Source organism: Motilibacter rhizosphaerae (genome assembly GCF_004216915.1).
Taxonomy (GTDB): domain Bacteria; phylum Actinomycetota; class Actinomycetes; order Motilibacterales; family Motilibacteraceae; genus Motilibacter; species Motilibacter rhizosphaerae.
This window is the reverse complement of sequence record NZ_SGXD01000002.1, coordinates 547,669-573,065: the sequence shown is the minus strand read 5'-3', so window position 1 is coordinate 573,065 and position 25,397 is coordinate 547,669. Positions and strand designations below refer to the sequence as shown.

General features: G+C 74.8%; 23 protein-coding genes and 1 tRNA gene. 10 read left to right on the top strand and 14 right to left on the bottom strand.

The features are described from left to right. Positions 1 to 85: 85 nt before the first annotated feature. On the top strand, positions 86 to 718 hold the full coding sequence (locus tag EV189_RS21110) for a MucR family transcriptional regulator (protein ID WP_130492419.1): 633 nt from the start codon (positions 86 to 88) through the stop codon (positions 716 to 718). Between the two features lie 123 nt (positions 719 to 841). Here the strand turns inward: EV189_RS21110 and EV189_RS08170 are convergent. Further along, positions 842 to 914: transfer RNA gene (locus EV189_RS08170), tRNA-Arg, on the bottom strand. A gap of 42 nt (positions 915 to 956) precedes the next feature. On the opposite strand from EV189_RS08170, the gene EV189_RS08165 reads away from it, so the two are divergent. After that, positions 957 to 1,865 carry a hypothetical protein gene (locus EV189_RS08165; protein ID WP_130492418.1) on the top strand — a complete coding sequence of 303 codons (909 nt, stop codon included), beginning with the start codon at positions 957 to 959 and terminating at the stop codon, positions 1,863 to 1,865. A gap of 4 nt (positions 1,866 to 1,869) precedes the next feature. Here the strand turns inward: EV189_RS08165 and EV189_RS08160 are convergent, their stop codons facing one another. From EV189_RS08160 to EV189_RS08145, 4 genes are read right to left on the bottom strand one after another with little or no spacing between them, the layout of a single operon-like run. Then, entirely contained in the window at positions 1,870 to 2,256 is a 387-nt protein-coding gene (locus EV189_RS08160; RefSeq protein ID WP_165400195.1) for a YidH family protein, read from the bottom strand. A gap of 33 nt (positions 2,257 to 2,289) precedes the next feature. Continuing rightward, the gene (locus tag EV189_RS08155; RefSeq protein ID WP_130492416.1) at positions 2,290 to 3,069 is read right to left on the bottom strand and encodes an amino acid ABC transporter ATP-binding protein; all 780 of its coding nucleotides are present in this window, start codon (positions 3,067 to 3,069) and stop codon (positions 2,290 to 2,292) included. Next, entirely contained in the window at positions 3,066 to 4,007 is a 942-nt protein-coding gene (locus EV189_RS08150; protein WP_130492415.1) for an amino acid ABC transporter permease, read from the bottom strand. The genes EV189_RS08155 and EV189_RS08150 overlap by 4 nt, the downstream gene beginning before the upstream one ends. Before the next feature lies 1 nt (position 4,008). Beyond that, positions 4,009 to 5,013 (bottom strand): ABC transporter substrate-binding protein, encoded by a 1,005-nt coding sequence (locus EV189_RS08145; protein ID WP_231116187.1) that lies wholly within the window; start codon positions 5,011 to 5,013, stop codon positions 4,009 to 4,011. Between the two features lie 189 nt (positions 5,014 to 5,202). Between EV189_RS08145 and EV189_RS08140 the strand changes: the two genes are divergently transcribed. From EV189_RS08140 to EV189_RS08115, 6 genes are all read left to right on the top strand, one after another. Beyond that, a complete protein-coding gene (locus tag EV189_RS08140; protein ID WP_231116186.1) occupies positions 5,203 to 6,144 on the top strand; it encodes a cobalamin biosynthesis protein in 942 nt (313 codons plus the stop codon). Continuing rightward, a complete protein-coding gene (locus EV189_RS08135) occupies positions 6,141 to 7,685 on the top strand; it encodes a cobyric acid synthase (protein WP_130492412.1) in 1,545 nt (514 codons plus the stop codon). Before EV189_RS08140 ends, EV189_RS08135 begins: the two co-directional genes overlap by 4 nt. Beyond that, positions 7,682 to 11,281 carry a cobaltochelatase subunit CobN gene (cobN, locus tag EV189_RS08130; protein WP_231116185.1) on the top strand — a complete coding sequence of 1,200 codons (3,600 nt, stop codon included), beginning with the start codon at positions 7,682 to 7,684 and terminating at the stop codon, positions 11,279 to 11,281. The genes EV189_RS08135 and cobN overlap by 4 nt, the downstream gene beginning before the upstream one ends. 171 nt (positions 11,282 to 11,452) lie before the next feature. Continuing rightward, on the top strand, positions 11,453 to 12,028 hold the full coding sequence (locus EV189_RS08125) for a hypothetical protein (protein WP_130492411.1): 576 nt from the start codon (positions 11,453 to 11,455) through the stop codon (positions 12,026 to 12,028). A 29-nt stretch (positions 12,029 to 12,057) separates the two neighbouring features. Then, positions 12,058 to 12,747 carry a response regulator gene (locus EV189_RS08120; RefSeq protein WP_165400194.1) on the top strand — a complete coding sequence of 230 codons (690 nt, stop codon included), beginning with the start codon at positions 12,058 to 12,060 and terminating at the stop codon, positions 12,745 to 12,747. After that, positions 12,740 to 14,134: a sensor histidine kinase gene (locus EV189_RS08115; protein ID WP_130492409.1), complete on the top strand. Its 1,395-nt coding sequence runs from the start codon at positions 12,740 to 12,742 to the stop codon at positions 14,132 to 14,134. Before EV189_RS08120 ends, EV189_RS08115 begins: the two co-directional genes overlap by 8 nt. A gap of 135 nt (positions 14,135 to 14,269) precedes the next feature. On the opposite strand, the gene EV189_RS08110 is transcribed toward EV189_RS08115, so the two are convergent. The 6 genes from EV189_RS08110 to EV189_RS08085 all read right to left on the bottom strand — a co-directional run bounded on the left by EV189_RS08110 (position 14,270) and on the right by EV189_RS08085 (position 20,032). Beyond that, a complete protein-coding gene (locus tag EV189_RS08110) occupies positions 14,270 to 15,712 on the bottom strand; it encodes a glycosyltransferase family 2 protein (protein WP_130492408.1) in 1,443 nt (480 codons plus the stop codon). Further along, positions 15,709 to 16,848, bottom strand: coding sequence for a HEAT repeat domain-containing protein (locus tag EV189_RS08105; protein WP_130492407.1), 1,140 nt, complete (start codon positions 16,846 to 16,848; stop codon positions 15,709 to 15,711). Before EV189_RS08105 ends, EV189_RS08110 begins: the two co-directional genes overlap by 4 nt. Before the next feature lie 57 nt (positions 16,849 to 16,905). Continuing rightward, a complete protein-coding gene (locus tag EV189_RS08100; RefSeq protein ID WP_130492406.1) occupies positions 16,906 to 17,280 on the bottom strand; it encodes a response regulator transcription factor in 375 nt (124 codons plus the stop codon). Positions 17,281 to 17,353: 73 nt separating this feature from the next. Further along, positions 17,354 to 18,220: a glycoside hydrolase family 10 protein gene (locus EV189_RS08095; RefSeq protein WP_130492405.1), complete on the bottom strand. Its 867-nt coding sequence runs from the start codon at positions 18,218 to 18,220 to the stop codon at positions 17,354 to 17,356. A gap of 157 nt (positions 18,221 to 18,377) precedes the next feature. Continuing rightward, positions 18,378 to 18,707, bottom strand: a complete 330-nt coding sequence (locus tag EV189_RS08090; RefSeq protein ID WP_165400193.1) for a cupin domain-containing protein — start codon at positions 18,705 to 18,707, stop codon at positions 18,378 to 18,380. A gap of 122 nt (positions 18,708 to 18,829) precedes the next feature. Beyond that, positions 18,830 to 20,032, bottom strand: a complete 1,203-nt coding sequence (locus tag EV189_RS08085; RefSeq protein ID WP_130492403.1) for a citrate/2-methylcitrate synthase — start codon at positions 20,030 to 20,032, stop codon at positions 18,830 to 18,832. An 82-nt stretch (positions 20,033 to 20,114) separates the two neighbouring features. On the opposite strand from EV189_RS08085, the gene EV189_RS08080 reads away from it, so the two are divergent. Beyond that, the gene (locus tag EV189_RS08080; protein WP_130492402.1) at positions 20,115 to 21,293 is read left to right on the top strand and encodes a citrate synthase; all 1,179 of its coding nucleotides are present in this window, start codon (positions 20,115 to 20,117) and stop codon (positions 21,291 to 21,293) included. 4 nt (positions 21,294 to 21,297) lie between these two features. Here the strand turns inward: EV189_RS08080 and uxaC are convergent, their stop codons facing one another. Beyond that, a complete protein-coding gene (gene uxaC / locus EV189_RS08075; protein ID WP_130492401.1) occupies positions 21,298 to 22,725 on the bottom strand; it encodes a glucuronate isomerase in 1,428 nt (475 codons plus the stop codon). 41 nt (positions 22,726 to 22,766) lie between these two features. Between uxaC and EV189_RS08070 the strand changes: the two genes are divergently transcribed. Continuing rightward, positions 22,767 to 24,245 (top strand): mannitol dehydrogenase family protein, encoded by a 1,479-nt coding sequence (locus EV189_RS08070; protein WP_231116184.1) that lies wholly within the window; start codon positions 22,767 to 22,769, stop codon positions 24,243 to 24,245. A 7-nt stretch (positions 24,246 to 24,252) separates the two neighbouring features. Here EV189_RS08070 and EV189_RS08065 read toward each other — a convergent pair whose 3' ends face one another. Both EV189_RS08065 and EV189_RS08060 read right to left on the bottom strand, forming a co-directional pair. Then, positions 24,253 to 24,621, bottom strand: coding sequence for a hypothetical protein (locus EV189_RS08065; RefSeq protein WP_130492400.1), 369 nt, complete (start codon positions 24,619 to 24,621; stop codon positions 24,253 to 24,255). 158 nt (positions 24,622 to 24,779) lie between these two features. Then, positions 24,780 to 25,379: a YdeI/OmpD-associated family protein gene (locus tag EV189_RS08060; protein WP_130492399.1), complete on the bottom strand. Its 600-nt coding sequence runs from the start codon at positions 25,377 to 25,379 to the stop codon at positions 24,780 to 24,782. Between the last annotated feature and the right edge of the window lie 18 nt (positions 25,380 to 25,397).

Genomic DNA, 25,397 nt, shown 5'->3' with positions numbered 1-25,397 from the left:
AGCGTCCGCGCGTCATCTGACTGCCCGCGCGCAGGACCGCCCGACCGGGGCAGTGGCTGGCATCGCACCCTGCCGATGGGCAGGCATGGAGCCTGCCTCGGGGACGGCCTACGGACGCCTCGCTACCGCTGACGGTGGCGAGGCGGTCCTGTGCCACGAGTGCGGCTCGCCGTACCGCTTCCTGTCCTCCCATGTGCGCCAGGCGCACGGTCTGACGGCGGACGATTACCGGGAGCGCTGGGGGCTTAACAGGACCACGCCGCTTGCTTCGCCTGCCTTGCTGGCGGCGAGGGCTAATGAGGGCCACCGCCGCTACCGGCTGCCAGCCGTGCGTGAGGGCCTGGCCCGTGGCCAGGCGCTCGCCCGCTCAGGCGAGCTCCTGCAGCTGAGTCACGAGGCGCAGCCTGCCGGCTCCGCTCGGGCGGAGCGCCGGGCGCAGACCTTGGAGACCACGGCTCTCACTCGCCGGAGCACGGCTCGCTCTGCAAGCCGTCGCCTGGAGGCAACGCTGACCGCGCTGGGCTTCGACTCGTTCCCGGCGTACTGGCGTCAGCGGTACGACGTGGAAGGGCTGTCCATGCTCCGCATCAGAGCGGAGCTCGGCGTGGGTGGCGAGACCCTCACCCGGCTGCTTGAGACGCACCAGGTGGCGACACGCCGACGGCCCGGAGGGGCCGGGCCGGCACGAGCCCGATGGGGACGCCCAGCGGCCCGCTGATGGCATCTCAGAGGACGCTTCTCGGACGTCCTGCGGACTATCTGCGGACTAGCGGCCTCGCTGAAGAGGCGAGACAGCCCGCCTGGCGAGCGCTGCGAGCCCGTGACCTGCGGCGACGTGCTGCGCCCCCGGCAGGACTCGAACCTGCGACCTACGGATTAGAAGTCCGCAGCTCTATCCGCTGAGCTACGAGGGCAGACGGCCCCATCCTGGCACGCGCCCGTGACAGGGTTGCCCCGTGACCACCGACGGCACGACCCTCGACGACGTCGCGGACGAGCTGTACGCCGTACCCCTCGGGCAGTTCACCCCGCTGCGCACGCAGCGGGAGAAGGAGGCGAAGGCCGCGGGGGACAAGGAGCTCGCCGCGCAGGTCCGCGAGCTGCGCAAGCCGACGGTGGCGGCCTGGCTGCTCAACGCGCTGGCCCGGGAGCGGCGCGCGGAGCTCGAGCCCTTCCTCGGGCTCGGCGAGGGGCTGCGCGAGGCGCAGGCGGCACTGCAGGGCGAGGAGCTGCGCGCCCTGTCCGCCCAGCGCCACCGGCTCATCGCGGCGCTCGTCCAGCAGGTACGCGGCCTGGCCCGCGACGCCGGCATGCGGATGACCGAGGACGTGGAGCGGGCGGTCGAGCAGACCCTCGACGCGGCGCTGGCGGACCCAGCGGCGGCCGAGGCGCTGCTCGCCGGGAGGCTGGTGAACCCGCTGCAGCACGTCGGCTTCGGCGGGCCGGCGGTGCCGGAGGCTCCCGCACGAGCGCTGCGGAGCGTACCTCCGCCGGCGGAGCCGCAGCGTCCGCGCGAGTCGGCCACCGCGCGGCGCAAGCGCGAGAAGGAGGAGCGGGAGGCGCGCGAGCGCGAGCAGGCGGAGGAGGCGGTCCGCGACGCCGAGGAGTCGCTGCACGAGGCCGAGGAGCGGCAGGCCCGGACGACCGCGCAGGCCGCTCAGGCCGACGAGGCGGTCGAGGAGGCCGAGGGCAAGGTCGAGGAGCTGCGCTCGCTGCTGCAGGAGGCCGAGGAGCGGCTGGACCAGGAGCGGCGGCACGCGGGCGAGGCGGCGCACGCGCGCGACCGGGCGGCTGCGGACGTCCGGCTCACCCGCAAGCGGCTGGACTCGGCGCGGGCGCGGCTCAGCGCTCTCGGCGACGGCTAGCGCGTCAGCCCACCACGACGACGACCGCGCCCGCGACGGCGGCCGCGACGAGGGCGTACCCGACGTACGCCGCGAGCGGCGCCCGCGGCAGCGGGTCGCCCTGGCGCATCGCCCGGTCGACGGCGTTCCACCGCGGCCGCGCGGCGGCGAGCACGGTCCCGCCGAGGGCGAGCAGGAACAGCCCGAGGGCGCGGCGCAGCGCTTCGGCCCCGGCGTCCGGGAGTGCCGCGGCGACCCCCATCCCGGCGGCGAGCAGGGCCAGGCCGGTGCGGACGTACGCGAGGTACGTCCGCTCGGCGGCCAGGCTCATCCGGTAGTCGGGCTCGCGCTCCTCCGGCTGATGATCGGGCTCGCGCTCCTCCGGCTGATGATCGGGCTCGCGCTCCTCCACGCCGCCCATCCTGCCGGACCCGCCATGGAGCCCTCAGAGCACCTTCGACAGGAACGCCCTCGTGCGCGCCTCGCGCGGGTCGCCGAGGACCTGGGCGGGGGGGCCGTACTCCACGATGACGCCGCCGTCCATGAAGGCCACCGTGTCGGCGACCTCCCGGGCGAAGCCGATCTCGTGCGTGACGACGACCATCGTCATCCCGTCACGGGCCAGGCCCTTCATGACGTCGAGAACCTCGCCGACGAGCTCGGGGTCGAGCGCGCTGGTCGGCTCGTCGAACAGCATGAGCCGCGGCTTCATCGCGAGCGCCCGCGCGATGGCCACGCGCTGCTGCTGGCCGCCCGAGAGCTGCGAGGGGTGGTGGTCGGCCTTGTCCGCCAGCCCGACGCGCTGGAGCAGTGCCACGGCCTCCTCGCGCGCCTGCGCGCGCTTGGTCCCGCGGACGCGCACGGGCGCCTCCATGACGTTCTCGAGCGCCGTCATGTGCGGGAAGAGGTTGAAGCGCTGGAAGACCATGCCGATCTCGGCGCGCTTCGCGGCGACCTCCTTCTCCCGCAGCTCGTGCAGCGAGTCGCCGGAGCGGCGGTAACCGACGAGCTCGCCCGCCACCTCCAGCTCGCCGCCGGAGATCTTCTCGAGATGGTTGATGCAGCGCAGGAACGTCGACTTGCCGCTGCCGCTGGGGCCGAGCAGGCAGAGGACCTCGCCCCGGCGCACGGCCAGGTCGATGCCCTTGAGGACCTCGTTGCGGCCGAAGGTCTTCGTCACCGCGCGGGCCTCGACCAGCGGCGGCTCGAGGGCGCCGGCGCTCATGCCGTCCCTGCCGGCGAGCGCAGGGACAGCAGGCGGACGCGCTGCAGCGGCGTGGGCGGCAGCGCGCGCTGCGCGCCCTTCGCGAAGTAGCGCTCGAGGTAGTACTGCCCGACCTGCAGGACGCTGGTCATGACGAGGTACCAGATCAGCGCGACCACCAGCATCGGGATGACCTGGTACGTGCTCGCGTAGATGAGCTGCACGCTGTAGAGCAGGTCGGAGACCGCGATGACCGAGACCAGCGAGGTGGTCTTCAGCATGTTGTTCACCTCGTTGCCGGTCGGCGGGATGATGACCCGCGCCGCCTGCGGCAGGATGATCCGCCGCAGCGCCAGGCCGCGCGTCATGCCCAGCGCCGCCGCGGCCTCGGTCTGGCCCTCGTCGACCGAGAGCAGGCCGGAGCGGACGATCTCGCTGTAGTACGCCGCCTCGCTGAGCCCGAGGCCCAGGACCGCGGCGACGAACGGCGTGATGATCGACTTGGAGTCGCCCGCGAACAGCTGCGGGCCGCCGAACGGGATGCCGAAGCCGACGCGCGGCAGCAGCGCGGCCAGGTTGAACCACACGAAGACCTGCACCAGGACGGGCACTCCGCGGAAGAACCACACGTAGAGCCAGCAGACCTGGCTCACCACGGGGTTCGCCGAGCGGCGGCCCACGGCGACGAGGACGCCCAGCACGATCCCGACGGCCATCGAGACGACGGTGAGCTCGATCGTCATGCGCACCCCGGAGAGCACCTGGCTGTTGAACAGGTAGTCGCCGATGACGTCCCAGCGGAACCGCTTGTTGCGCACGGCTCCCTGGACGAACTGGGCCAGCAGGACGAGCAGCAGCACCGCCGCCACCCACCGGCCCGGGTGCCGCACGGGCACGACACGGGCCGGGGGTCGGGTGGTCGCGGCCGGCACGTCCTCGTCGACGTGGACCTCGCTCATGTCAGCTCGTCGCGCCGTTGATCGTCGCCGACTGCACGGCGCCGGCCTGGACGCCCCAGGTCGTGAGGATCTTCGTGTAGCTGCCGTCGGCCATCAGCGCCTGCAGGGCCGCCTGCACGGCCTTCGCCATGCCGTTGCCCTTGGGGAGCGCGATGCCGTACGGCGCGGTGCCGTAGGCCTGCCCGACCAGCTCGAAGGCTCCGTTGGACTGCTTCACGGCGTAGGCCGCGACCGGCGAGTCGGCCATGGACACCTGGTCGCGACCGCTCGACAGGGCCACGTTGGCGCCGCCCTGGTCGGGGTACTGGTCGACCTTCACGGCCTTCTTGCCGCCGTCGGTGCACTTCTTCGACTGCGCGGTCGCGTCGTCGGCCTGCGTGGTGCCCTTCTCGACCGCGACCGAGACGCCGCAGAGGGCATCGAGGCTGGTGATCTGGGCGGCGCCCTTCTTGACGAAGAACGAGGTGCCGGCGGAGAAGTAGTCGACGAAGTCGACGACCGCCTCGCGCTTCTTGTTGTCCGTCATGCTGCTCATGCCGAGGTCGTAGCGCTTGGACGCCAGGCCGGGCACGATCGAGTCGAACGACTGGTTGACCACGTTCACCTTGAGGCCGAGCTTCTGGCCGAGCGCCTGGGCCAGGTCGACGTCCATGCCGACGATGGTCTTCGTGCCGGGCTTGACGAACTCGTTCGGCGCGTAGCTCGCGTCCGTCGCCACCGTCAGCGTGCCCTTGCTCTTCACCGCGGCCGGGACCAGCGAGGCGGGGTCCGCGCCGCCCGCGGCGCCGGAGCTGGCGGCCGAGGAGCCGGCGTCGGAGCTGGCGGCCGACGGCGCCATCGAGGCGTCGGCGCCGCTGCTCGCCGCGGTCCCGGCGCTGGCGGCGGTCGAGCCCGCGGGAGCGGCACCGGAGGTGGTGTCGCCGCCCTTGGAGCTGCTTCCGCAGGCGGTGAGGAGCAGCCCGGTGGCGGCCAGCGCGACCGGCAGGGTGCGAAGCGGTGTGCGCACGAAGAACCCTTCCTGTGTCATGAGAGCCACCCCCGCCGGCCGGTGGGCCGGGGCGGGCAGCAGGGATGATCGAACCCGATGCTGCGACCCTATGTGTTGCCGTCCGGTGTCAGGAGCGTGTCGCACGCTCCGCGCGCCGTCCAGAGGTCCTCATTGTGGACCTTTCCGTCGCCCGCAGGGGAGGGGACAGTGGAACCGCGCGTCGCGAGGGCCGTCGGCCTGCTGCTGGGCGCGCTCCTGGACGCCGTCGTGCCCGACCCGCAGCGCTTCCACCCCGTCGCCGGGTACGGCCGGGCCGCCGGCGCGCTCGAGCGCGCCGTGTGGGCGGACTCGCGGGCGCGCGGCACCGCGTACGCGCTGGTGGCGGTGGGCGTGCCCGCCCTCGCCGGCGCGGTCGTCGAGCGGAGGGTGCGGCGCTCGCCAGCGGCGCAGGTGGCCCTCACGGCGGCCGTGACCTGGTCCGTGCTCGGCGGCACGAGCCTGCGCCGCGTCGGGCGCGGCATCGGCCGCTCGCTGGGCGACGGCAACGTCGCGGCCGCGCGCGACCGGCTGCCCTGGCTCTGCGGCCGCGACCCCGCGCAGCTCGACGCGACGGAGCTCTCCCGCGCGACCGTGGAGTCCGTCGCGGAGAACACCTCGGACGCGGCCGTCGCGCCCCTCGTCTGGGGGGCGGCGCTCGGCGTCCCCGGACTGGTGGCGTACCGCGCGGCCAATACCCTTGACGCGATGGTCGGCTCCCGCTCCCCGCGCTACGCGCGCTTCGGCTGGGCCTCGGCGAGGCTCGACGACGTGCTCAACCTCGTGCCCGCCCGGCTGACCGGGGCGCTGGCGTCCGCCGCCGCGCCCGTGGTGGGGGGCTCGGCGCGGACGGCCTGGTCGGTGCTGCTCCGCGACGGCGGCGCGCACCCCAGCCCGAACGCCGGGCGCTGCGAGGCGGCGTTCGCCGGTGCGCTGGGCGTGCGCCTCGGCGGCCGCAACGTCTACGCCGGCAGGGTCGAGCACCGGCCCCTGCTCGGGGCCGAGGGGCGGCCGTGCGCAGGGGCCGACGCGGAGGGGGCGGCCCGGCTGTCGGCGGTCACCGAGCGGCTCGCCCTGCTCGTCTGCTGCGCGGCCGTGGTGGCCCGCCCGTGAGCGGCGGCCTGCTCGTCGCCGGCACCACCTCCGACGCCGGCAAGAGCCTGCTGACGGCCGGCATCTGCCGCTGGCTGGTCCGCCAGGGCGTCCGCGTCGCGCCGTTCAAGGCGCAGAACATGTCGTTGAACTCCTGGGTCACCGCCGACGGCGCCGAGATCGGGCGTGCCCAGGCGGTGCAGGCGGCGGCGGCGCGCGTCGACGCGGAAGCAGCGATGAACCCCGTGCTGCTCAAGCCCGGCAGCGACCGCCACTCGCAGGTCGTGCTGATGGGCCGGCCGGTCGCCGAGGTCGACGCGCTGTCCTACCGGGCGCACAAGCCGCGGCTGCTGACGGTGGCGCTGGAGGCGCTCGAGCGGCTGCGGGCGCGCTTCGACGTCGTGGTCTGCGAGGGCGCCGGCTCTCCGGCGGAGATCAACCTGCGGGAGAACGACATCGCCAACATGGGGCTGGCGCGCGCCGCGGCGCTGCCGGTGGTCGTCGTGGGGGACATCGACCGCGGGGGAGTGTTCGCGGGGCTCTTCGGCACGCTCGCCCTGCTGTCCCCGGAGGACCAGGCGCTGGTCGCGGGGTTCCTCGTCAACAAGTTCCGCGGCGACCCGACGCTGCTCGCACCGGGCCTCGACATGCTGCAGGGCCTCACCGGCCGCCCGGTCATGGGCGTCGTGCCGTGGACGGGTGGGCTCCAGCTCGACCTCGAGGACTCGCTCGGGCTGGACGCGCCTCGCGCTTCGTCGGGACCGCCGGTCGGCCCGGACGAGCTGCGCGTCGCCGTGGTCCGGCTGCCGCGCATCAGCAACGCCACCGACGTCGACGCGCTGGCCTGCGAGCCCGGCGTCGTCGTCTCGCTCGTCGACACCCCGCAGCAGGTGCTCGACGCGGACCTGGTCGTGGTGCCCGGCACCCGGTCGACCGTGCGGGACCTCGCCTGGCTGCGGTCGCGCGGCCTGGACGACGCGATGCGGACCCGCGCCGAGAAGGGCCTGCCGGTGCTGGGGATCTGCGGCGGCTACCAGATGCTCGGCAGCACCATCGACGACCCGGTCGAGAGCGCTGCCGGTGTGGTCCAGGGGCTGGGTCTGCTACCGGTGCGGACCGAGTTCCGCCGGGAGAAGACGCTGCGCCGTCCGGTCGGGGCCGCCGCCGACGGGTCACCCGTGCACGGCTACGAGATCCACCACGGGGTGCTCGCGGCCGAGGGTGGCGAGCCGCTGTTCACCGAGCCCGACGGAACCCCCGAGGGCTGCCGCTCCGGTGCGGTCTGGGGCACGGTGTGGCACGGCTCGCTGGAGAACGACGCCTACCGCCGCGGTTTCCTGCGCGCCGTCGCCGACCTCGCCGGGCGTCGCTTCGTGCCCGCAGGCGATGTCTCCTTCCCGGCTCTGCGCGAGGCCCGGCTCGACGTGCTCGGCGACCTCGTCGAGCAGCACTGCGACACGGCCGCGCTGTGGCGGCTCATCGAGAGCGGACCGCCCGCCGGTCTGCCGTTCGTCCCGCCCGGTGCGCCAGAAGTCCCTGCCAGTGAGAAGGTACGCCCGTGACCCCCGTCCTGATCTCCACCGCCGACACCGAACTGCTGGCGGCGCGGGCGAGCGACGCGGGCTGGCGGACGGCCAACCCGTCGCGGCTGGCTCCTGCTGACGTGCCGGCCGTCCTCGAGGGCGCGGACCTCGTGGTGGTGCGGCTGCTGGGCGGGCGGCGTACGTGGCCCGAAGGGCTGGACGCGGTCCTGTCCTCGGGGGTCCCCGCCGTCGTGCTCGGCGGTGAGGCCGCACCCGACGCCGAGCTGCAGTCGCTGTCCACGGTGCCGGCGGGCGCCGTCACCGAGGCGCTCGCGTACCTCCGCGAGGGTGGCGTCGAGAACCTGCGCCAGCTCGCGGCCTTCCTCTCGGACACCGTGCTGCTCACCGGTGAGGGCTTCGCGCCGCCGGCGACGATGCCGTCGTGGGGGGTGCACGGGGCGTACGCCCTCGAGCCCGCCCGCCCCACCGTCGGGATCGTCTTCTACCGCGCGCACGCGCTGTCCGGGAACACCGCCTTCGTCGACAGTCTGGCGGCCGCGGTGGAGACCGCCGGGGGCAACGCCCTGCCGGTGTTCTGCTCCTCGCTGCGCGCGCCGGAGGTTGAGCTGCTCGAGCAGCTGCGCCGCTGTGACGCCGTCGTCGTGACCGTGCTCGCCGCGGGCGGCGCCCGCGCGGCGGACGCGAGCGCGGGCGGCGACGAGGACGCGTGGGACGTCGGCGCGCTCGCCGAGCTCGATGTGCCCATCCTGCAGGGGCTCTGCCTCACGACCTCGCGCGCCGAGTGGGAGGCCTCGGACGCGGCGCTCTCGCCGATGGACGCGGCGATGCAGGTCGCGATCCCGGAGTTCGACGGCCGGCTCATCACCGTGCCGTTCTCCTTCAAGGAGAGCGACGGCGACGTGCCGGTGTACGCCGCGGACCCCGAGCGCGCGGCCCGGGTCGCCGGTCTGGCGGTGCGGCACGGGCGGCTCCGCCACGTACCCGCTGCGGAGCGCAGGCTCGCCATCGTCCTGTCGTCGTACCCGACCAAGCACGCGCGCGTCGGGAACGCCGTGGGGCTCGACACTCCTGCCTCGGCCGTCCACCTGCTGCGGTCGCTCCGCGACGCGGGCTGGACCGTCGGGGAGTTCCCCGAGGACGGCGACACCCTCATCCACGCGCTGATCGCCGCCGGGGGCCACGACGTCGAGTGGCTCACCGAGGAGCAGCTGGCCGCGGCTCCCGCCCGGGTGCCGCTCGCCGACTACCAGCGGTGGTACGCCGCGCTGCCGGAGTCGTTGCGCGCGTCCGTCGAGGGGGCGTGGGGCCCGCCTCCGGGATCGCTGTACGTCGACGGCGACGAGATCGTGCTGGCCTCGCTGCAGTTCGGCAACGTCGTGCTGATGATCCAGCCGCCGCGCGGGTTTGGCGAGAACCCGATCGCGATCTACCACGACCCGGCGCTCGCGCCCTCGCACCACTACCTCGCGGCCTACCGCTGGCTGGAGGAGTCCTACGGCGCCGACGCCGTCGTGCACCTCGGCAAGCACGGGACGCTGGAGTGGCTGCCGGGCAAGGGTCTCGGCCTCTCCGCGGACTCCGCACCCGACGCCGTGCTGGGCGACCTGCCGCTGGTCTACCCGTTCATCGTCAACGACCCCGGCGAAGGTACGCAGGCCAAGCGCCGGGCGCACGCGGCCGTCGTCGACCACCTCGTCCCGCCCATGGCGCGCGCCGACTCGTACGGCGAGATGGCCAAGCTCGAGCAGCTGCTCGACGAGTACGCCACCGTCGCTGCCCTCGACCCGGCCAAGGTCCCCGTGCTGCGCACGCAGATCTGGGAGCTCGTCGAGAGCGCGCAGCTGCACCACGACCTGCACGTCTCCGAGGCGCCGGACGAGGAGGAGTTCGACGACTTCGTGCTCCACATCGACGGCTACCTCTGCGAGGTCAAGGACGTCCTCATCCGCGACGGGCTGCACGTGCTCGGCCAGCCGCCGGTGGAGGAGGCCCTCGACCACCTCGCCGTGTCCGTGCTGCGCGCCTCGCAGGTGTGGGGCGGGCGGAGTGGTGCGCTGCCGGGGATCAGGGCGGCGCTCGCGGCGGCCTCCGGCCTGGAGGAGAAGGCCCTGCTCGCGGCGCCCGGGGAGGTCGTGCGCTTCGAAGGGCAGGAGCTGCGGGCGTCGGCAGTCGTCGACCGGCTCGACGAGCTGGCGCTGCAGCTGGTGCGCTCCGCTCGTGCCTCCGGCGCAGCCCCTGCGGTGGAGTCCGTGCTCGGTCGCCGGGATGCCGACGTCGAGGCCGTGCTGGAGTTCGGGCTCGCCGAGCTGCTGCCCCGGCTGGCGGCGACCACCGACGAGCTGACCAACGTGCTGCGTGCCCTCGACGGGCGCTTCGTCCCGCCGGGCCCGTCGGGCTCCCCCACCCGCGGGCTCGTCAACGTGCTGCCGACCGGGCGCAACTTCTACTCGGTCGACCCGAAGGCGATCCCCTCGCGCAACGCCTGGGACGTCGGGCTCGCGCTCGCGGAGTCGCTGCTGGCCCGGCACAAGAGCGATACGGGGGAGTGGCCGCAGTCGGTCGGGCTCACGGTCTGGGGAACCTCGGCGATGCGCACCCAGGGCGACGACATCGCCGAGGTGCTGGCACTGCTGGGCTGCGTCCCGACCTGGGACGAGGTCTCGCGGCGCGTCACGGGCTTCGCCGTCCTGCCGCTCGCCGAGCTCGGGCGCCCCCGCATCGACGTCACCGTGCGCATCTCCGGCTTCTTCCGCGACGCCTTCCCGCACGTGGTCGCGCTGATCGACGACGCCGTCCGCGCGGTCGCCGCCCTCGACGAGGCCGACGACGACAACTACGTGCGCGCCCACGCCCGTGCCGACGTCGCCGAGCACGGCGACGAACGCCGTGCCACCACGCGGATCTTCGGGTCGAAGCCCGGCGCGTACGGTGCCGGGCTGCTGCCGCTCATCGACGCGCGCAACTGGCGCACCGACGCCGACCTCGCGGAGGTCTACGCCGTGTGGGGCGGCTACGCCTACGGCCGCGGGCTCGACGGGCGCGAGGCGCGTGCGGACATGGAGACGGCGTACCGGCGCATCGCGGTGGCGGCGAAGAACCAGGACACCCGCGAGCACGACATCGTCGACAGCGACGACTACTTCCAGTACCACGGCGGCATGGTGGCGATGGTCCGCTCGCTCACCGGAACCTCGCCCGCGGCGTACGTCGGCGACAGCGCGGTCCCGGACAGCGTCCGGACCCGCTCCCTGCAGGAGGAGACGCACCGGGTCTTCCGCGCCCGGGTCGTCAACCCGAAGTGGGTCTCGGCCATGCAGCGCCACGGCTACAAGGGCGCGTTCGAGATGGCCGCCACCGTGGACTACCTGTTCGGCTACGACGCGACGTCCGGCGTGGTCGAGGACTGGATGTACGAGAAGCTCGCCGCGTCGTACGTGTTCGACGAGACCAACCGCGAGTTCATGCGGAAGTCGAACCCGTGGGCGCTGCGCGGGATCTCCGAGCGGCTGCTCGAGGCCGCGGACCGCGGGCTGTGGGCCGAGCCGGACGAGGACACGCTGCGCCGGCTGAAGGAGACCTACCTCGAGCTCGAGGGCGACCTCGAGGGCTCCTGACCCCCCTCCAGCCCGTGATCATGCAGATCTCGGGGCGCCCAGGATCTGCATGATCACGGGGAGTCGGTCCTGACAGGACCCGAACACGAGCCCGGCCGTCGCTTCACCTGCGCTGCCGAGACTGCTTCCACCGCCGCTCGTCCGGAGCGGCCGACAGGAGGAGGCAGCGCGATGCGCACCTCGACGCGTACCCGGTCCCTCGTGGCGACCGCTGCAGCAGCGGCAGGCGTGCTCGTCCCGGCGACCGCCCACGCCGACACGACGACGCCCGCGTGCGACAGCACCCCCGGCTACGTGCAGGGCCAGCCGGACACCCTCAAGGCCGGGGCGACCTCGGGCGCCTACCTCTGGGCCGACGCCAGCGGCTGGCACTTCCGGGTCACCCACCCGGGCAAGGCGAAGGTCGTCTTCACCGGCCGCATCACCTCCTCGCAGCCGATGACGGTCACCCGCGCCGCCGACGAGAAGGGCGACCGCGTCTGGCTCTCGTTGGACCGCAAGAGCGCGATCTACCGGTTCACCGACTACGGCCAGCTCGACGGCCTCGACCTCACCACCGCGTGCGGGGCGACCCTGAAGGTCGGCGTGCGGTCCGGCAAGCACGAGCTCGACCCGCAGCACGTGTTCCTCGGCCGGCACGACGCCCGCCCGAAGGCCGTGCCGTTCGTCATCAGGCCCCGCAGCTCGGAGGCGACCGCCCCGGCACCCAAGGCGACCCCGACTCCGAGCGCCACGCCTGCCGCCTGAGCGGACGGGTCTGCGGCACCATGGCCGGCATGGCGGGCGCGCGGGGAGCCGAGGCACGAGGAGTCGTCCTCGTGGTCGAGGACGCGCCCGCCATCGCCGACGTGGAGCGGCTCTACCTCGAGCGCGAGGGGTTCCGCGTCCACGTCGAGACCGACGGACTCGCGGCCCTGGATGCCGTACGCCGGCTGGCTCCTGTCGCCATCGTCCTCGACGTCGGCCTGCCCGGCATCGACGGCACCGAGGTCTGCCGCCGGCTGCGCGCGCAGGACGACTGGACGCCGGTGCTCTTCGTGACCGCGCGCGACGACGAGGTCGAGCGGGTGCTGGGCCTCGAGCTCGGGGCCGACGACTACGTCACCAAGCCCTTCAGCCCGCGCGAGCTCGTGGCGCGGGTGAAGGCCGTGCTGCGCCGCGGATCCTCGCAGGGCGGCCGAGTGCTGCGCGCCGGTGCGGTGGAGATCGACGTCGAGCGCCGGCGCGTACGGGCCGGGGAGCGCGACGTCGAGCTGACAGCGACGGAGTTCGACCTGCTCGCCCACCTAGCGGCGTCGCCGGGGCGGGTCCACACGCGCGAGCAGCTGCTGCACGCCGTCTGGGGTCACGCGACGATCTCCGGCATGCGCACCGTCGACGTCCACGTGGCGCAGCTGCGCGCGAAGCTGGGGGAGGAGAGCCCGCTGCGCACCGTACGCGGCGTCGGCTACTCGGTCGATGGCTGAGCGTCGACCGACCGGCCTCGCCGCCCGGATCGCCCTGCTCACCACCGGCGTCACGGTGCTCGCCGTGCTGGTGAGCTTCCTCGTCTCCGCCGAGCTCGTCCGCGGGGCGGCCGACACGCAGGCGCGCAGGACGCTCGGCCACTACGCGGACCTCCTGGCCGCGGGGACCATCGCCCCCGTGGCCGAGCGGAACCCGCTCCGACGGGGTGCGGCACCGGTGAAGCCGCTGTACGCCGCGGCGCAGATCACGCCGATGGTCGTGCGGGCCGACGGGTCGGTCGGCGGGCGCTACGCCGGGCAGCTGCCGCGCACGGTCGTCGGTGAGGCGGCGGCGGGCAGGCCGGTCGACGCGACGGCCACCTTCGCCGGCCGGGGGTGGTTCCTCGCGGCGCGTCCGCTCGCTGACGGTCGCGGGTCGCTGGTCCTCGCCCAACCCCGGTCGGTCGCGCAGGCCATCGCGTCGCCGCTGCGCGGCCGGCTGGTGCTCGCGCTGCTTGTCGGGCTGGCAGTGGCGGTGTCGGCCGGGCTCGCGCTCTCCCGCCGGCTCGCACGACCGCTGACCCGCGCCGCAGCGGCGGCCGCCGAGCTCGCGGCGGGCTCCCGGGACGTGCGCCTGCCGGAGGAGGGGCCGCGTGAGGTGGCAGGAGTGGCTGCCGCGCTGAACTCCCTGGCCGGCGCGCTCGCCACGAGCGAGGGCCGGCAGCGCGAGTTCCTGCTCTCGGTGTCCCACGAGCTGCGGACGCCGCTCACGGCGGTCTCCGGCTACGCCGAGGCGCTCGCGGACGGCGTGCTGCCGGCGGACGAGGTCCCGCGCGTCGGCGGCACTCTGCTCGGGGAGTCGGCGCACCTGCAGCGCATCGTCGACGACCTGCTCGACCTGGCCCGCCTCGGTGCCGTCGACTTCCGCGTCGAGCTCGCCCCCGTCGACCTCGGCGCGCTCGTGCTCGGGGCCCAGGACGTGTGGGCGGAGCGGTGCGCGCGTACCGGCGCCGTGCTGCGGGTCGAGCTGCCGCCGGTGCCCGTGGTCGTGGTGGCCGACGCAGGGCGGGTACGGCAGATCCTCGACGGGCTCGCGGAGAACGCGCTGCGGGTCGTCCCCCCTGGTGCCCCGCTGGTCCTCGCCGTCCGTGCCGCACCGGGCGCCGGGGTCCTCGAGGTACGCGACGGTGGCCCGGGTCTCACCCCCGACGACATCGCCGTGGCGTTCGAGCGCTCCGCGCTGCACGACCGCTACCGCGGCGTACGTCGGGTGGGCACGGGCATCGGGCTCGCGCTCATCGCCGGTCTCGTCGAGCGGATGGGCGGGCGGCAGGAGGCGGGGAGCGCGCCCGAGGGGGGCGCGCGGTTCACGGTGGAGCTGCCGGCCGCTGGCCCAGGATCTGCATGATCACGGGGGAAGAAAGAGGTGGCCCCCTGCTCCGTGATCATGCAGATCCTGGGTGGGCGCCCCCCACCTCCCCGTGATCATGCAGGACGTGGGGACCCGGACGTGCAGGGCCACGGGGGGCCAGGATCCGCATGATCACGGCAGCGGGGTGGGGCGGGTGAAGCCCGAGCGGGTCATCTGCCCCCACACCTGGCGCTTGCCGCGCAGCGCGGCCCAGAGTCCCTGGAGGCGCCACCACGCCGTGAGCTGCCGGTAGCCGAGGTTCTCCAGGACGGCTGCACCCGCCGCGACGAGCAGGTCGCGCCAGCGCGGGTAGCGGTGGAAGGAGAACTCCTCGATGGCGAGTGCGGCGAGCGAGACGAAGACCGCGTAGCCGTACGCCAGCAGCAGGAACCGCCATGCATAGGTCACGTTCACTGCGCCGACGAGCAGTCCGACCGGCAGCAGCACGGCACCGACGAGCTCGAGGACGGGCGCGCAGAGCTCGAAGACCACGTAGTACGGCACGGCGACGAGGCCGATCCGCCCGTAGCGCGGGTTGCCCATCATGCGGCGGTGCTTCGACAGCACCTCCCACAGCCCCCGGTGCCAGCGGCGGCGCTGGCTGCGCAGGACCTTCGTGCTGGACGGCACTTCTGTCCACGAAACGGGCTCGGGCACGAAGACGACGCGGTAGTCACCGCCGCGGTCGCGCTGGAACCGGTGGATGCGGGTGACGACCTCGAGGTCCTCGCCGATGCAGTCGATGTCCAGGCCGCCGACCTCCACGAGCACATCGCGGCGGAAGACGCCGAAAGCCCCTGACACCAGCAGCAACGAGCCCAGCCGCGACCAGCCGGCGCGGCCGAGCATGAACGCACGGAGGTACTCCAGCACCTGGATCCGCTCGATCCAGCGGCGCGGCATCGCGACCTCGACGACCCGGCCGGCGCGTACGCCGCAGCCGTTGACGGCCCGTACGGACCCGCCGGTCACGACCACCCGCTCGGGGTCGTCGACGAACGGCTTCGTCACGTGCAGCAGGGAGTCCGGGTCGAGGATGGAGTCCGCGTCCACCATGCAGACCAGCGGGTGGCGGGCGGCGTTGAGCGCGGTGTTGAGGGCGGAGGAGCGGCCGCCGTTCGTCGTGCGCACGACGGTGAGCGGCGTCGTCCCGTCGCTGGGGACGTGGACGGAGCGGACCCGCCCGCGCGTCGGCACGTCGTCGGGCAGCGCGCGCGGCAGCGGGGTGAGGTCGAAGGCACTGCGCAGCGCCTCGAACGTCCCGTCGGTCGATCCGTCGTCGACGACGACGACCTCGTGCTCGGGGTAGCGCAGGGCGGTCAGCGCGCGGACCGCCTCGACGATGCCGGCCTCCTCCTCGTACGCCGGGACCAGCACGCTCACGGGCAGCGTCATCGGGCTGGCGAGCGCGTCCTCGTGGCCGGCGAACGCCGCCCGGCGCGACGTCCGCGCCACGTCCGTCGCCGCGACCGCGATGAGCAGGAGGTAGCTCGTGTTGATCGCGACGAAGTAGCAGAGGACCGGGGTGGAGAGCAGCGCGAGCAGGTGCGCGACGAGGTCGTGCGAGGTGCTCACGAAGCCCTCCGGGCGTCGAGCTCCTCCATGAGGTCGCAGTCCTGCGCGGCCAGGGCGAAGCGGCCGAGCGCCTCCTCGGCGTACGCCGCGCTGCCCGCCGTGAGCGCGCCCTCGCCGTCCCGGGGTGCCCCGTCGCCGGCGAGGTCCAGCAGCGCGCCGACGCCGGGACCGCCGACGGCGGCCAGGGCGGCCGCCGCCTCGACGGCGACGAGGTGCGAGGGGTCGGCGACGAGCGTCGCGAGGACCGCGATGCCGTCGGGGGCGGCGACCTCGCCGAGGGCGCGCGCCGCGGCCGCGCGCAGTGCCGCGGGGGAGGTGGCGTCGGCGGCGCGCACGAGCGGCTCGAGGGCCTCGCGCGAGCCGAGCCGGCCCAGGGCACGGGCGGCGCGCACCCGGACGTCGAGCTCGGGATCGGCGAGCGCCGCGGCGATCTCGGCGGTGCAGCGGACGGCACCCAGCCGGCCGAGCACCTCGGCGGCGGTCGCGCGGACGGCGGCCGAGGGGGCGGTGGTGGCAGCGGCGAGCACGGGGGCGACCGAGGGGCCGAGGCGGAGCAGGGCGTGCGACGCCGTACGCGCCGGCAGCCGACGCTCGGCCCGTCCGACCGCATCGAGCAGGGCGGGGGCGACGGAGGCGTCGCCGAGGTGACCGAGAGAGCGGGCGGCGACCGCGCGGACGTCGCGGTCGCGGTCACCGAGCAGGGCGACGAGGACGGAGCGGCTGCCCTCGGGGGCGTCCTCGCCCGCGGCGCCCAGCAGCTGCGCGGACCGGGCACGGACGACGGGGCTGCGGGCGTGCTGCGCGTCGCGCACGGCGGCGTCCAGCACCCCGCGGCGGGCGAGCAGGACGGCGAGCTCGTGGCGGCCGGGGCCGCGTACCTTCGCCAGCAGGCTCAGCACCATCGGCTGCACTGCGGCCCAGTGCTCGGCGTCGAGGTCGGAGAGCGAGGCGGCGGCCTCCGGCTCGTCGCCGGACGCCGCCTCCAGCACGAGGGGGCGCAGGGGGCCGAGGAGCCGGGCCTGCCGGGCCTCGCGCCGGTGCCGGACGAGGCGGCGCAGCACCAGGGCCAGCCCCGGTCCGGCGGCGAGGACGGCGACCGCGAGCAGGGCGAGGCGCAGCGCCTGACCGGCGCTCACGCGCGGTCCAGCTGCGCGCGGTCGAGCCGGGCGCTCACGCGCGGTCCAGCTGCGCGCTCACGCGCTGCGGCGCGCGAGCAGGGCCTGCACCCGGCTGGTGAGCTCGCGCGGGCTGAAGGGCTTGGCGACGTAGTCGTCGGCGCCGGCATCGAAGCCGCGCTGGACGTCGGCGTCCTGCACGTTGGCCGTCAGCATGAGGACGGGCAGCGCGCTGAACTCGGGATCGCTGCGCAGGGCGCGGCAGACGTCGATGCCCGAGAGCTCCGGCATGTTGACGTCGAGGATGACGAGGTCGGGGTGGACCTCACGGACGCGGGCGAGGGCCGTGGCCCCGTCGCCGACCCCGACGACCTCGAGGCCGAGGTTCGCGAGCTTGAACTCGACGAGGTCGCGGATGTCGTCGTCGTCCTCGGCGATCAGGATGACCGGCATGCGGGTGGTGCGTCCTTCCGGGGCCTTCGTGGGGTCAGGTGCGGATCGTCCGTTCCGGTGCCGGGCTTGAGCCTCAGGCCCGCAGCGCCGCCCACCCGCGGTAGTCCTCGACCGCGATCCCGGCGTACGCGGCGGAGCCCGCCGCCCCCGCGTCCACGGCCGCCGCGATCCCGGCGAGCTCGGCGGCGCTGCGGCCGGCGAGGCTCGTGCCCCCCTCGCCGGTCGCGTTGGTCTCGAGCGCGAGCCGCGCCGGCTTCCCGGCGCTGGCGGCGGCCGCGAGGGTCGCCGCGCCGACCGCGAGCACGCCCGCCGCGGTCGTCCGGTAGCTCATGACGACGACGCCGTCGACGCGCGCCAGCACGGCCACGTCGAGGCGGGGACCCGCCCGCCCGGCGTCGACGCCGTCCAGCCAGAACGGCACGTCCGCCGTCAGCGGCAGCGGGGAGGCCGCGTGGAGGGAGCCGAGCAGGGCGAGGTACGCCGCGACCGTCCCCGCGCGGTCGCTGTCCCACCCGGGCAGGAGGTACGGCTCGACGTCGACGTGCACGCCGTCGAACAGCCCGGTCGCGGTCGCCGCCGTCATCCAGGCGCGGGCGCCGGCCGGGTCGGCGAGCCAGCCGGGGTCGCCGCCGAGCGCGGCGACGCGGAGGCCGGCGGCGTGCGCCTTCGCGCTGAGCCGGCGGGCCCAGGGGAGGGCCGGGCTGGTGGCGAGCGCGGGGGGCACCGCGGCGTACAGCTCGGTGACGCCGTGGGCGCGGGCGAACGCGACGACGGTCGCCGGGTCGTCGCGCGTCCAGAGCCACATCGCCCGGCCGGGAGCGCTGGCGCTGGAGGTCGTCACCGCGCGTTGCCGCCCCGCCGCCTGGGCCGAGGTCGCCTGCACGACCGGCAGGACGCCGAGCGTGCCGAGGGCGAGGAGGGTGACCAGGCGGCGGAGCACACCCCCTGCCTCGGCGACGCCAGGCGCCGGTCTGCAGCGCCGTGGCCCCTTCGCAGCAGCGGGGTCACCCGGGCGGCGGCCTCGCCCCCGACGTCGTGGGGCTGGGTGGGGGTCAGGGCGCGCACCAGGCACACGACGTCGTGGTGCTGGGTGGGCGTCAGGGCAGCATGGTGAGCTCGGCGTCCTGGCCGGGCGGGAGCGGGAAGCAGGCGAGGAAGACGACGCCGTCCTCGAGCGCGTCGAAGTGCGGGACGGGGACGTCGGCGGGCTCGTAGAACGGGTCGCCTGCGCGCAGGATCCGGGGCTCCTCGTCGCCGACCTGGACGAGGACCGAGCCCTCGAGGACCGTCCCGACGACGGGGCCGTTGTGGGTGTGGGCGCCGGGGGCGGTGCCGGGCGCCATCGTGATGCGGCGTACCTCGATGCGGTCGACGGTCAGCGGCTCGACGGGGGCGGTGAGGAGCAGCTCGCGGGTCACGGGGTCCATGGGGGTCATGGTGGCAGGGCGGTGGGCCGCGGCCGGTCCCAGTTGATCGGGGCCCTCGATCAAGCAGGGACGATCCCCTGGAGATGTGCTCGGGCTCGGCCCCAGTTGATCGAGGTCCCCGATCAACTGGGTGGCGGCAGCGGGCGGGAGACGGGGACCTCGCGGCCGCGCCAGCGCAGGGGCTCCTCGGCGTACTCCTCCAGCGCGTGCGCGGTCCACCCCACGGTCCGGGACACGGCGAAGACGACCTCGCCGGCGCCGGCGGGCAGCCCTCCCGCCACGGTCAGGGCCGCGAGGCCGAGGTCGACGTTGGGCTCGGCCGGACCACCGCGGCCTGCCGCTGCCGCCACGGCGCGCGCCGCCGCCGCGGCCCGGCGACCGGCCGGGGCCTGCTCGAGCCGGTCGAGCAGCTCCGCCGCCCGCGGGTCGCCCTCGGGGTAGAGCGGGTGCCCGAGCCCGGGTACGCCGCGGCCCGACCGCAGCTGCTCGCCGACCACCGCCTCCGCGCTCCTGCCGGAGACGACGCGCAGCAGCAGCCCGTGCGCCTCGCGGCTCGCTCCCCCGTGCAGCGGCCCCTCGAGCACGGCCATGCCCGCCGACACCACGGCGTACGGGTCGGCGCGGGTCGACGCCGCCACCCGCGCGGCGACCGTCGAGGCGGCGAGCCCGTGGTCGACGAGGAGCACGAGCGCGGCGTCCAGCACCTGCAGCAGGCCGGCCGGCGGCCGCGTCGGTGACAACGAGCGCCACAGCCGGGAGGCGGCGGAGCGACGGCCGGGCGGCTCGGTACCGAGCGCATCCAGCAGGCACCCGAGCAGCCCGCGGGCGGAGGTGACCACGGAGGCGGGGGAGAGGTCGTAGCGCAGCGGGTCCGCCGCGGCCGCCGCCGCAGCGGCGACGCGGAGCCGCACCGCGGGGTCGGCGGGCGGCAGGGCCGCCACGGTCCTGCGCGCGGCCGCGAGCTGCGCGGGCGGCGCGTCCAGCCGCTGGGCAGTGGGCTCCTGCCCCCAGGCCAGCGCCGCCGCCTGCTCGAACGACCGGTCCCGACTGAGCTCGGCCAGGTCACGGCCGCGCAGCAGGAGCCGCCCGTCGCGGATCTCGGTGAGGGCGGAGTCCACGCTGCGGAAGGGGAAGGTCGCGGCGCGGCGACTGGCCCGGCGGCGCCCGCCGGCGAGCAGCTCCTCGACGTCCGCGAGGGCGAAGGTGCTGCCGCCCGCGGGCTCGCGGCGGCTCTCGAGCAGGCCGCGGCTCACATACGCGTAGACCGTCTCCACCTTGACGCCGAGGCGACGAGCGGCCTCCTCGGTGCTGATCCGGCGGTTCATGTGCGCTCCTCCACGTTGATCCGATCAACGTTGACTGCACTCGCGAATGCTGTCAACACTGCACAGGTCGAGAGGAAGCAGCATGACCACCATCGCCGCCGTCCCGTCCACACCGGACCGCAGCGCCCCCGTCCCCACCCTCGCCGCGCCTCCCGGGCTGCAGGGCGTCGTCGTCGCGCGGACGACGATCGGTGACGTCCGCGGCGAGGAGGGGTTCTACCACTACCGGCAGTACTCCGCGGTCGAGCTGGCACGTACCCGTTCCTTCGAGGACGTGTGGCACCTGCTGCACGTGGGCGAGCTGCCGGACTCCTCCGCGAGCGTCGCGTTCGCCCGTCGGGTGCGGGCGATGCGGGAGCTGCCACCGCGTACGGCGGCGCTGCTGCCGTCCCTCGCCCAGGAGCCGCCGGTCCAGGCCCTGCGCACCGTGCTCTCGGCCGCGGGTGCCGAGCTCGGGATGCGCCCGACCTGGGACCTCGACGCGGCCGCTCGCGCCGAGGACGCGCTGCGCCTCTGCGCGCTCGTGCCCACGGCGCTCGCCGCGCTCCACCGCCTCTCGCGCGGCCTCGACCCCGTGGCGCCCGACCCGGGGCTGGGCCACGTCCAGGACTACCTGCGCATGATGCTCGGGGAGGACCCGCGCCCCGAGCACGTGGCGGCGGTCGAGGCGTACCTCATCAGCACGATCGACCACGGGCTCAACGCCTCGACCTTCACCGCGCGCGTGGTGGCCTCGACCGGCGCGGACCTTGCGGCGTGCCTCGTGGCCGCGCTCGGGGCGCTGTCGGGCCCGCTGCACGGCGGTGCCCCCAGCCGCGCCCTCGATGCCCTGGAGGAGATCGGCCCGCCGGACCGGGCCGACGAGTGGGCGCGCGAGCGGGTGCTCGCCGGCGACCGGCTGATGGGGTTCGGGCACGCGGTCTACCGCACGGCCGACCCGCGCTCGGTGCTGCTGCGGGAGGTCGCCGAGGGGCTCGGCGGCGAGCTGGTCGCGCGCGCAGTGGCGGTCGAGGCGACGGTGCTCGAGGTGCTCGCCGAGCTCAAGCCAGGCCGGCGCCTGGCCACCAACGTCGAGTACTACGCCGGCGTCGTCATGGAGCAGTGCGGCATCCCGCGGGAGATGTTCACCCCGACCTTCGCGGTGTCGCGCGTGCTCGGGTGGTCGGCGCACGTGCTGGAGCAGGCGCGCGAGCAGAAGATCTACCGCCCCGCAGCGGAGTACGTCGGCCCGCCGGCGCCGCAGCCCGTCCCGGCGGCCTGAAGGGCTACCCCTGGCGCTGGTAGGCGAGCCGCGGCAGCGTGACGGTGAGGTCCACCGCGGTCTCCAGCGCCTCGTCCAGCCGCAGCTGCCCGCGGCCGACGAGGTCCGCGAGGAACCCGCTGTCCACCCGGCGCGCCACGTCGTGGCGCGCCGGGATCGAGGCGAAGGCCCGGGTGTCGTCGACGAAGCCGGCGCCGTTGTAGAGACCCGCCGTCTCCACGGTCGCCTCGCGGAACCGGCGCATCGCGTACGGGCTGTCGAGGAACCACCACGGCACGCCCAGCCGCACGGACGGGAAGACCCCGGCTAGCGGGGCGAGCTCGCGGCTGTAGGTCGTCTCGTCGATGGTGAACAGCACGCACCTGAAGCGCGGGTGGCGACCGAACGCCTGGAGCAGGGGGCGCAGACCACGCACGAAGTCGACCGGCGTGGGGATGTCGAAGCCCTTGTCAGCACCGAAGAGCTCGTGCACACCGGGGTCGTAGTCGCGGGCGACCCCCGGGTGGATCTGCATGACCAGGCCGTCCTCGGTGCTCATCCGCGCCATCTCGAAGAGCATGTGCGCGGCGAAGGCCCTGGCCTGCTGAGGAGTCACCGAGCCCGCGAGCGCGGACGCGTAGATCGCCTCGGCCTCACCGGCCTCGAGCGGCCGGGAGTCGGCGGTTGCGTGGCCGTGGTCGGTGGACAGTGCACCGCATGCGACGAAGTGGTCGCGCCGCTGCCGTAGGGCTCCGAGGAACCCCTCGTACGTCGTGGTCCCCACCCCCGAGACCTCCGCGAGGCGCTCCACGTCCGTACGCCATGACGGGCGGTCCACGTGCACGAGTGCGTCGGGCCGGAACGTCGGCACCACCCGGCCCCGCCACTCGGACGCGGCGATCGCCCGGTGGTCCGCGAGGTCGTCGAGCGGCGAGTCCGTGGTGGCGAGGACCTCGATGCCGAAGCGGTCGAACAGCGCACGCGGCCGGAACTCCGGTCGTGCCAGGCAGTCCGCGATGACGTCGTAGATCTCGTCGGCGGTGCCGGCGGAGGGCTCGACGCGTACGCCGAAGACGTCGTGCAGCTCCTGCTCGAGCCACAGCCTGCTGGGGGTTCCGCGGTGGAGGTGCCAGCCCGCGCAGAACCTCCGCCAGATGGCCCGTCCGTCGGTTTCGACTGGCCCGCCGTCCGTCCGGAGCACGCCGAGGTCCTCGAGCCGTGCGCCCTGCGACACGAGCATCCGCGTGACGTAGTGGTCGGGGACGACCAGCAGCTGGGCGGGGTCGGGGAACGCCTCGTCACGGGCGAGGATCCCCGCGTCGACATGGCCGTGCATGCTGATGATCGGCAGGTCCCGGACGGCGGCGTAGATCTCCCGCGCGACCGAGCGGACGTGCGGCTCCGTGGGCAGGATGCGGTCGTCGTCCAGGGTCAGCGGTCGCGCGAGGGTCACCCGCCCAGGGTCCACCGTCCGCGCCGCCTAGGGTGAGGCGGGTGGCCCCACGCCTGTCGCTCCGTACGCTGCCGGACGTCGCCGACGCCTCCGCTCCGCCGCTGGACCCGTCTGCGCTCGAGGTCGGCATCATGCACCTCGGCATCGGCGCCTTCCACCGCGCCCACCAGGCGGAGTTCACCCAGGACGCGATGGCGGCGAGCGGCGACACGAGCTGGGGGATCTGCGGGGTCACCCAGCGCAGCCGCTCGGTCCTCGACGACCTCGAGCCGCAGGACGGGCTGTCCTCCGTCCTCGTGCGCTCGGGCAGCGACGAGTCGCTGCGGGTCAATGCGGCCGTCCGCGAGCTGCGCTTCGCCCTCGACACCCCGGACGCGCTCGTCGCGCGGCTGGCGGACCCGAAGGTCCGCGTCGTCACCCTGACCGTGACGGAGAAGGGCTACCGGCACGATCCGGCGACCCGGCGGCTGCGGACGGACGACGCCGAGGTGGCCGCCGACGCCGCGGGGCGTCCACCCCGGACGGTCGTCGGGCAGCTGGTCCGCGGCCTCGCCGCCCGCCGATCCGCTGACGCCGGCTCGGTCTCCCTGCTGCCGTGCGACAACCTGCCTGCCAACGGCAAGGTCCTGGCGGGGCTCGTCTCGGACTTCTGCGGCCTGCTCGGCGATCCTGCCCTCGCCGCCTGGGTGGAGGAGAACGTCGCCTTCCCCTCGTCGATGGTCGACCGCATCGTGCCGGCCACGACCGATGCCGACCGCAGCACCGCGGAGCGGATGCTGGGACTGCGCGACGAGGGCGTCGTCGCCACCGAACCGTTCCGGCAGTGGGTCGTCGAGGACGTCTTCGCCGCCGGGCGCCCCTCGTGGGAGCTGGCCGGGGCGGTGCTGACCGACGACGTCACGCCGTACGAGGCCATGAAGCTCCGGCTCCTCAACGGCAGCCACTCCACGCTGGCCTACCTCGGCGCTCTCGCGGGGCGGGAGCACATCTCGGATGCCGTCGCGGATCCTGCCCTCGCCGAGGCCGTGTCCCGCATGATGCGCGACGAGGTGACCCCGACGCTTGCGGTCCCGGACGGCTTCGACCTGCCGGCGTACGAGCAGGACCTGCTGCGCCGCTTCGCGAACCCCGCCTTGCGCCACCGCACCCTCCAGGTCGCGATGGACGGCTCGCAGAAGCTGCCGCAGCGGCTCGTCGCGGTGGCCCGGGAGCGGCTGGCCACGGGCGCGCAGCCGCGGCTCAGCTGCCTGGGGATCGCCGGCTGGATGCGCTGGGTCACCGCGGGCACGACCGAGGACGGACGGCCCATCGTCGTCGACGACCCGCTCGCCGACCAGCTGGCCGCGGCAACGGCGGGGGCCACGACGCCCGCTGTTGTGGTCGACGGGTTGCTGGGGATCCGCGCGGTCTTCGGCGACGACCTGGGCGTCGACCCGGAGTTCCGGTCGCTGGTCCTCGACTCGCTCCAGGCGCTCACCAGCAGCGGCGTGGCGGTCGCTGTCCGGGAAGCGCTGCGCTGAAGTCGCGTCAGCGCAGGAAGCCCACCGCGCGTACCTCGTCGATGATGTGCGCGGCGCCCGCCGCCGCCCGGAACTTCTCCAGCGCCGACTGGACCTCGACGCGCCGGCAGTAGTCGCGCCCCGACACGGCGAGGACGCCGTCGGCCTCGTCGCGCAGGTTCCACGACCAGCGTCCTGGGGTGCCGGCGACCAGCGACGCGGCGAGGTGGGGGAGGCCGGTCTGCAGCCGGCGTACGGCGTCGGTGCACGCGGCGAGGTCGGTGTAGGGCGCGCTGGCCCGGCCGAGCTCGCGGTTGTTGCCCATGACGAGCCGCCATTCCACGCCCGTCGCGGTGGCGCGGCGGGTGAAGAAGTGGAACCGGGCTGGCGTCGCCATCGCGGGACCTCCGTCGTGACCCTGCACCGGTCGGCGCGGAGGGCGTCCCGAGGATGCCGCGGACGGAGCCGCGGTGCAGCCTGACCCGGTGAGCGGGAGGTTCCCGCCAGATGAACCCCTGCTCAGCATCCGGCGAACGCACCCGAACCAGACGTCCGTCAGCTCCCCGCCGGCCGCTGGCGCTGGGGGTAGGGCGCCTCACCCCGGGCGAGCATCTCGACGAACTGGGCGATCCGCCGGGCGCGCGTGTCCGGCCGCTTGGCCTCCTGCGTGCGGTAGATCAGGGCGAACCGGTTGGTGCGGGTGAGCACGTCGAACATCGCCTGCGCCGCCGGGACCGCCGCGATCGCCGCGGCGAGGTCGGCGGGCACCTCGGCGGAGGCCGACCCGGCGTACGCCTTGTCCCAGCGGCCGTCCGCCTGCGCCGCTTCGACGGCGGCGCGCCCCGCCCCGGTCATCCGGCCCTCGGCCTCGAGCTCGGCCACCCGCTGGACGTTCTTCGCCGACCACGGGGACCGCGGCTTCCGCGGGGTGAAGCGGATCGTGTAGCAGGCCTCGTCGACGGGGCTCAGCTGGCCGTCGATCCAGCCGTAGCAGAGCGCCTCGCGCACGGCGGCCTCGTAGACCAGCTCGGTGACCGTGCCGCCCTTCTTGCCGAGGACGAGCCAGACCCCGGGGGACTCGGTGCCGTGCTCGGCGAGCCAGGCGCGCCAGGCCGCCGCGTCGGGGACCAGCAGCCGGGGGAGCTCTGTCGCCACGCGGGGGACTGTAGCGCC

What these genes read in the sequence shown, in the direction of transcription:
- EV189_RS21110 (WP_130492419.1), top strand. Translation starts at nt 86, where the DNA reads ATGGAGCCTGCCTCGGGGACGGCCTACGGACGCCTCGCTACCGCTGAC.
- EV189_RS08155 (WP_130492416.1), bottom strand. Translation starts at nt 3,069, where the DNA reads ATGAGCGCCGGCGCCCTCGAGCCGCCGCTGGTCGAGGCCCGCGCGGTG.
- EV189_RS08150 (WP_130492415.1), bottom strand. Translation starts at nt 4,007, where the DNA reads ATGAGCGAGGTCCACGTCGACGAGGACGTGCCGGCCGCGACCACCCGA.
- EV189_RS08125 (WP_130492411.1), top strand. Translation starts at nt 11,453, where the DNA reads ATGCGCACCTCGACGCGTACCCGGTCCCTCGTGGCGACCGCTGCAGCA.
- EV189_RS08120 (WP_165400194.1), top strand. Translation starts at nt 12,058, where the DNA reads ATGGCGGGCGCGCGGGGAGCCGAGGCACGAGGAGTCGTCCTCGTGGTC.
- EV189_RS08115 (WP_130492409.1), top strand. Translation starts at nt 12,740, where the DNA reads ATGGCTGAGCGTCGACCGACCGGCCTCGCCGCCCGGATCGCCCTGCTC.
- EV189_RS08100 (WP_130492406.1), bottom strand. Translation starts at nt 17,280, where the DNA reads ATGCCGGTCATCCTGATCGCCGAGGACGACGACGACATCCGCGACCTC.
- EV189_RS08090 (WP_165400193.1), bottom strand. Translation starts at nt 18,707, where the DNA reads ATGGACCCCGTGACCCGCGAGCTGCTCCTCACCGCCCCCGTCGAGCCG.
- EV189_RS08085 (WP_130492403.1), bottom strand. Translation starts at nt 20,032, where the DNA reads ATGAACCGCCGGATCAGCACCGAGGAGGCCGCTCGTCGCCTCGGCGTC.
- EV189_RS08080 (WP_130492402.1), top strand. Translation starts at nt 20,115, where the DNA reads ATGACCACCATCGCCGCCGTCCCGTCCACACCGGACCGCAGCGCCCCC.
- EV189_RS08065 (WP_130492400.1), bottom strand. Translation starts at nt 24,621, where the DNA reads ATGGCGACGCCAGCCCGGTTCCACTTCTTCACCCGCCGCGCCACCGCG.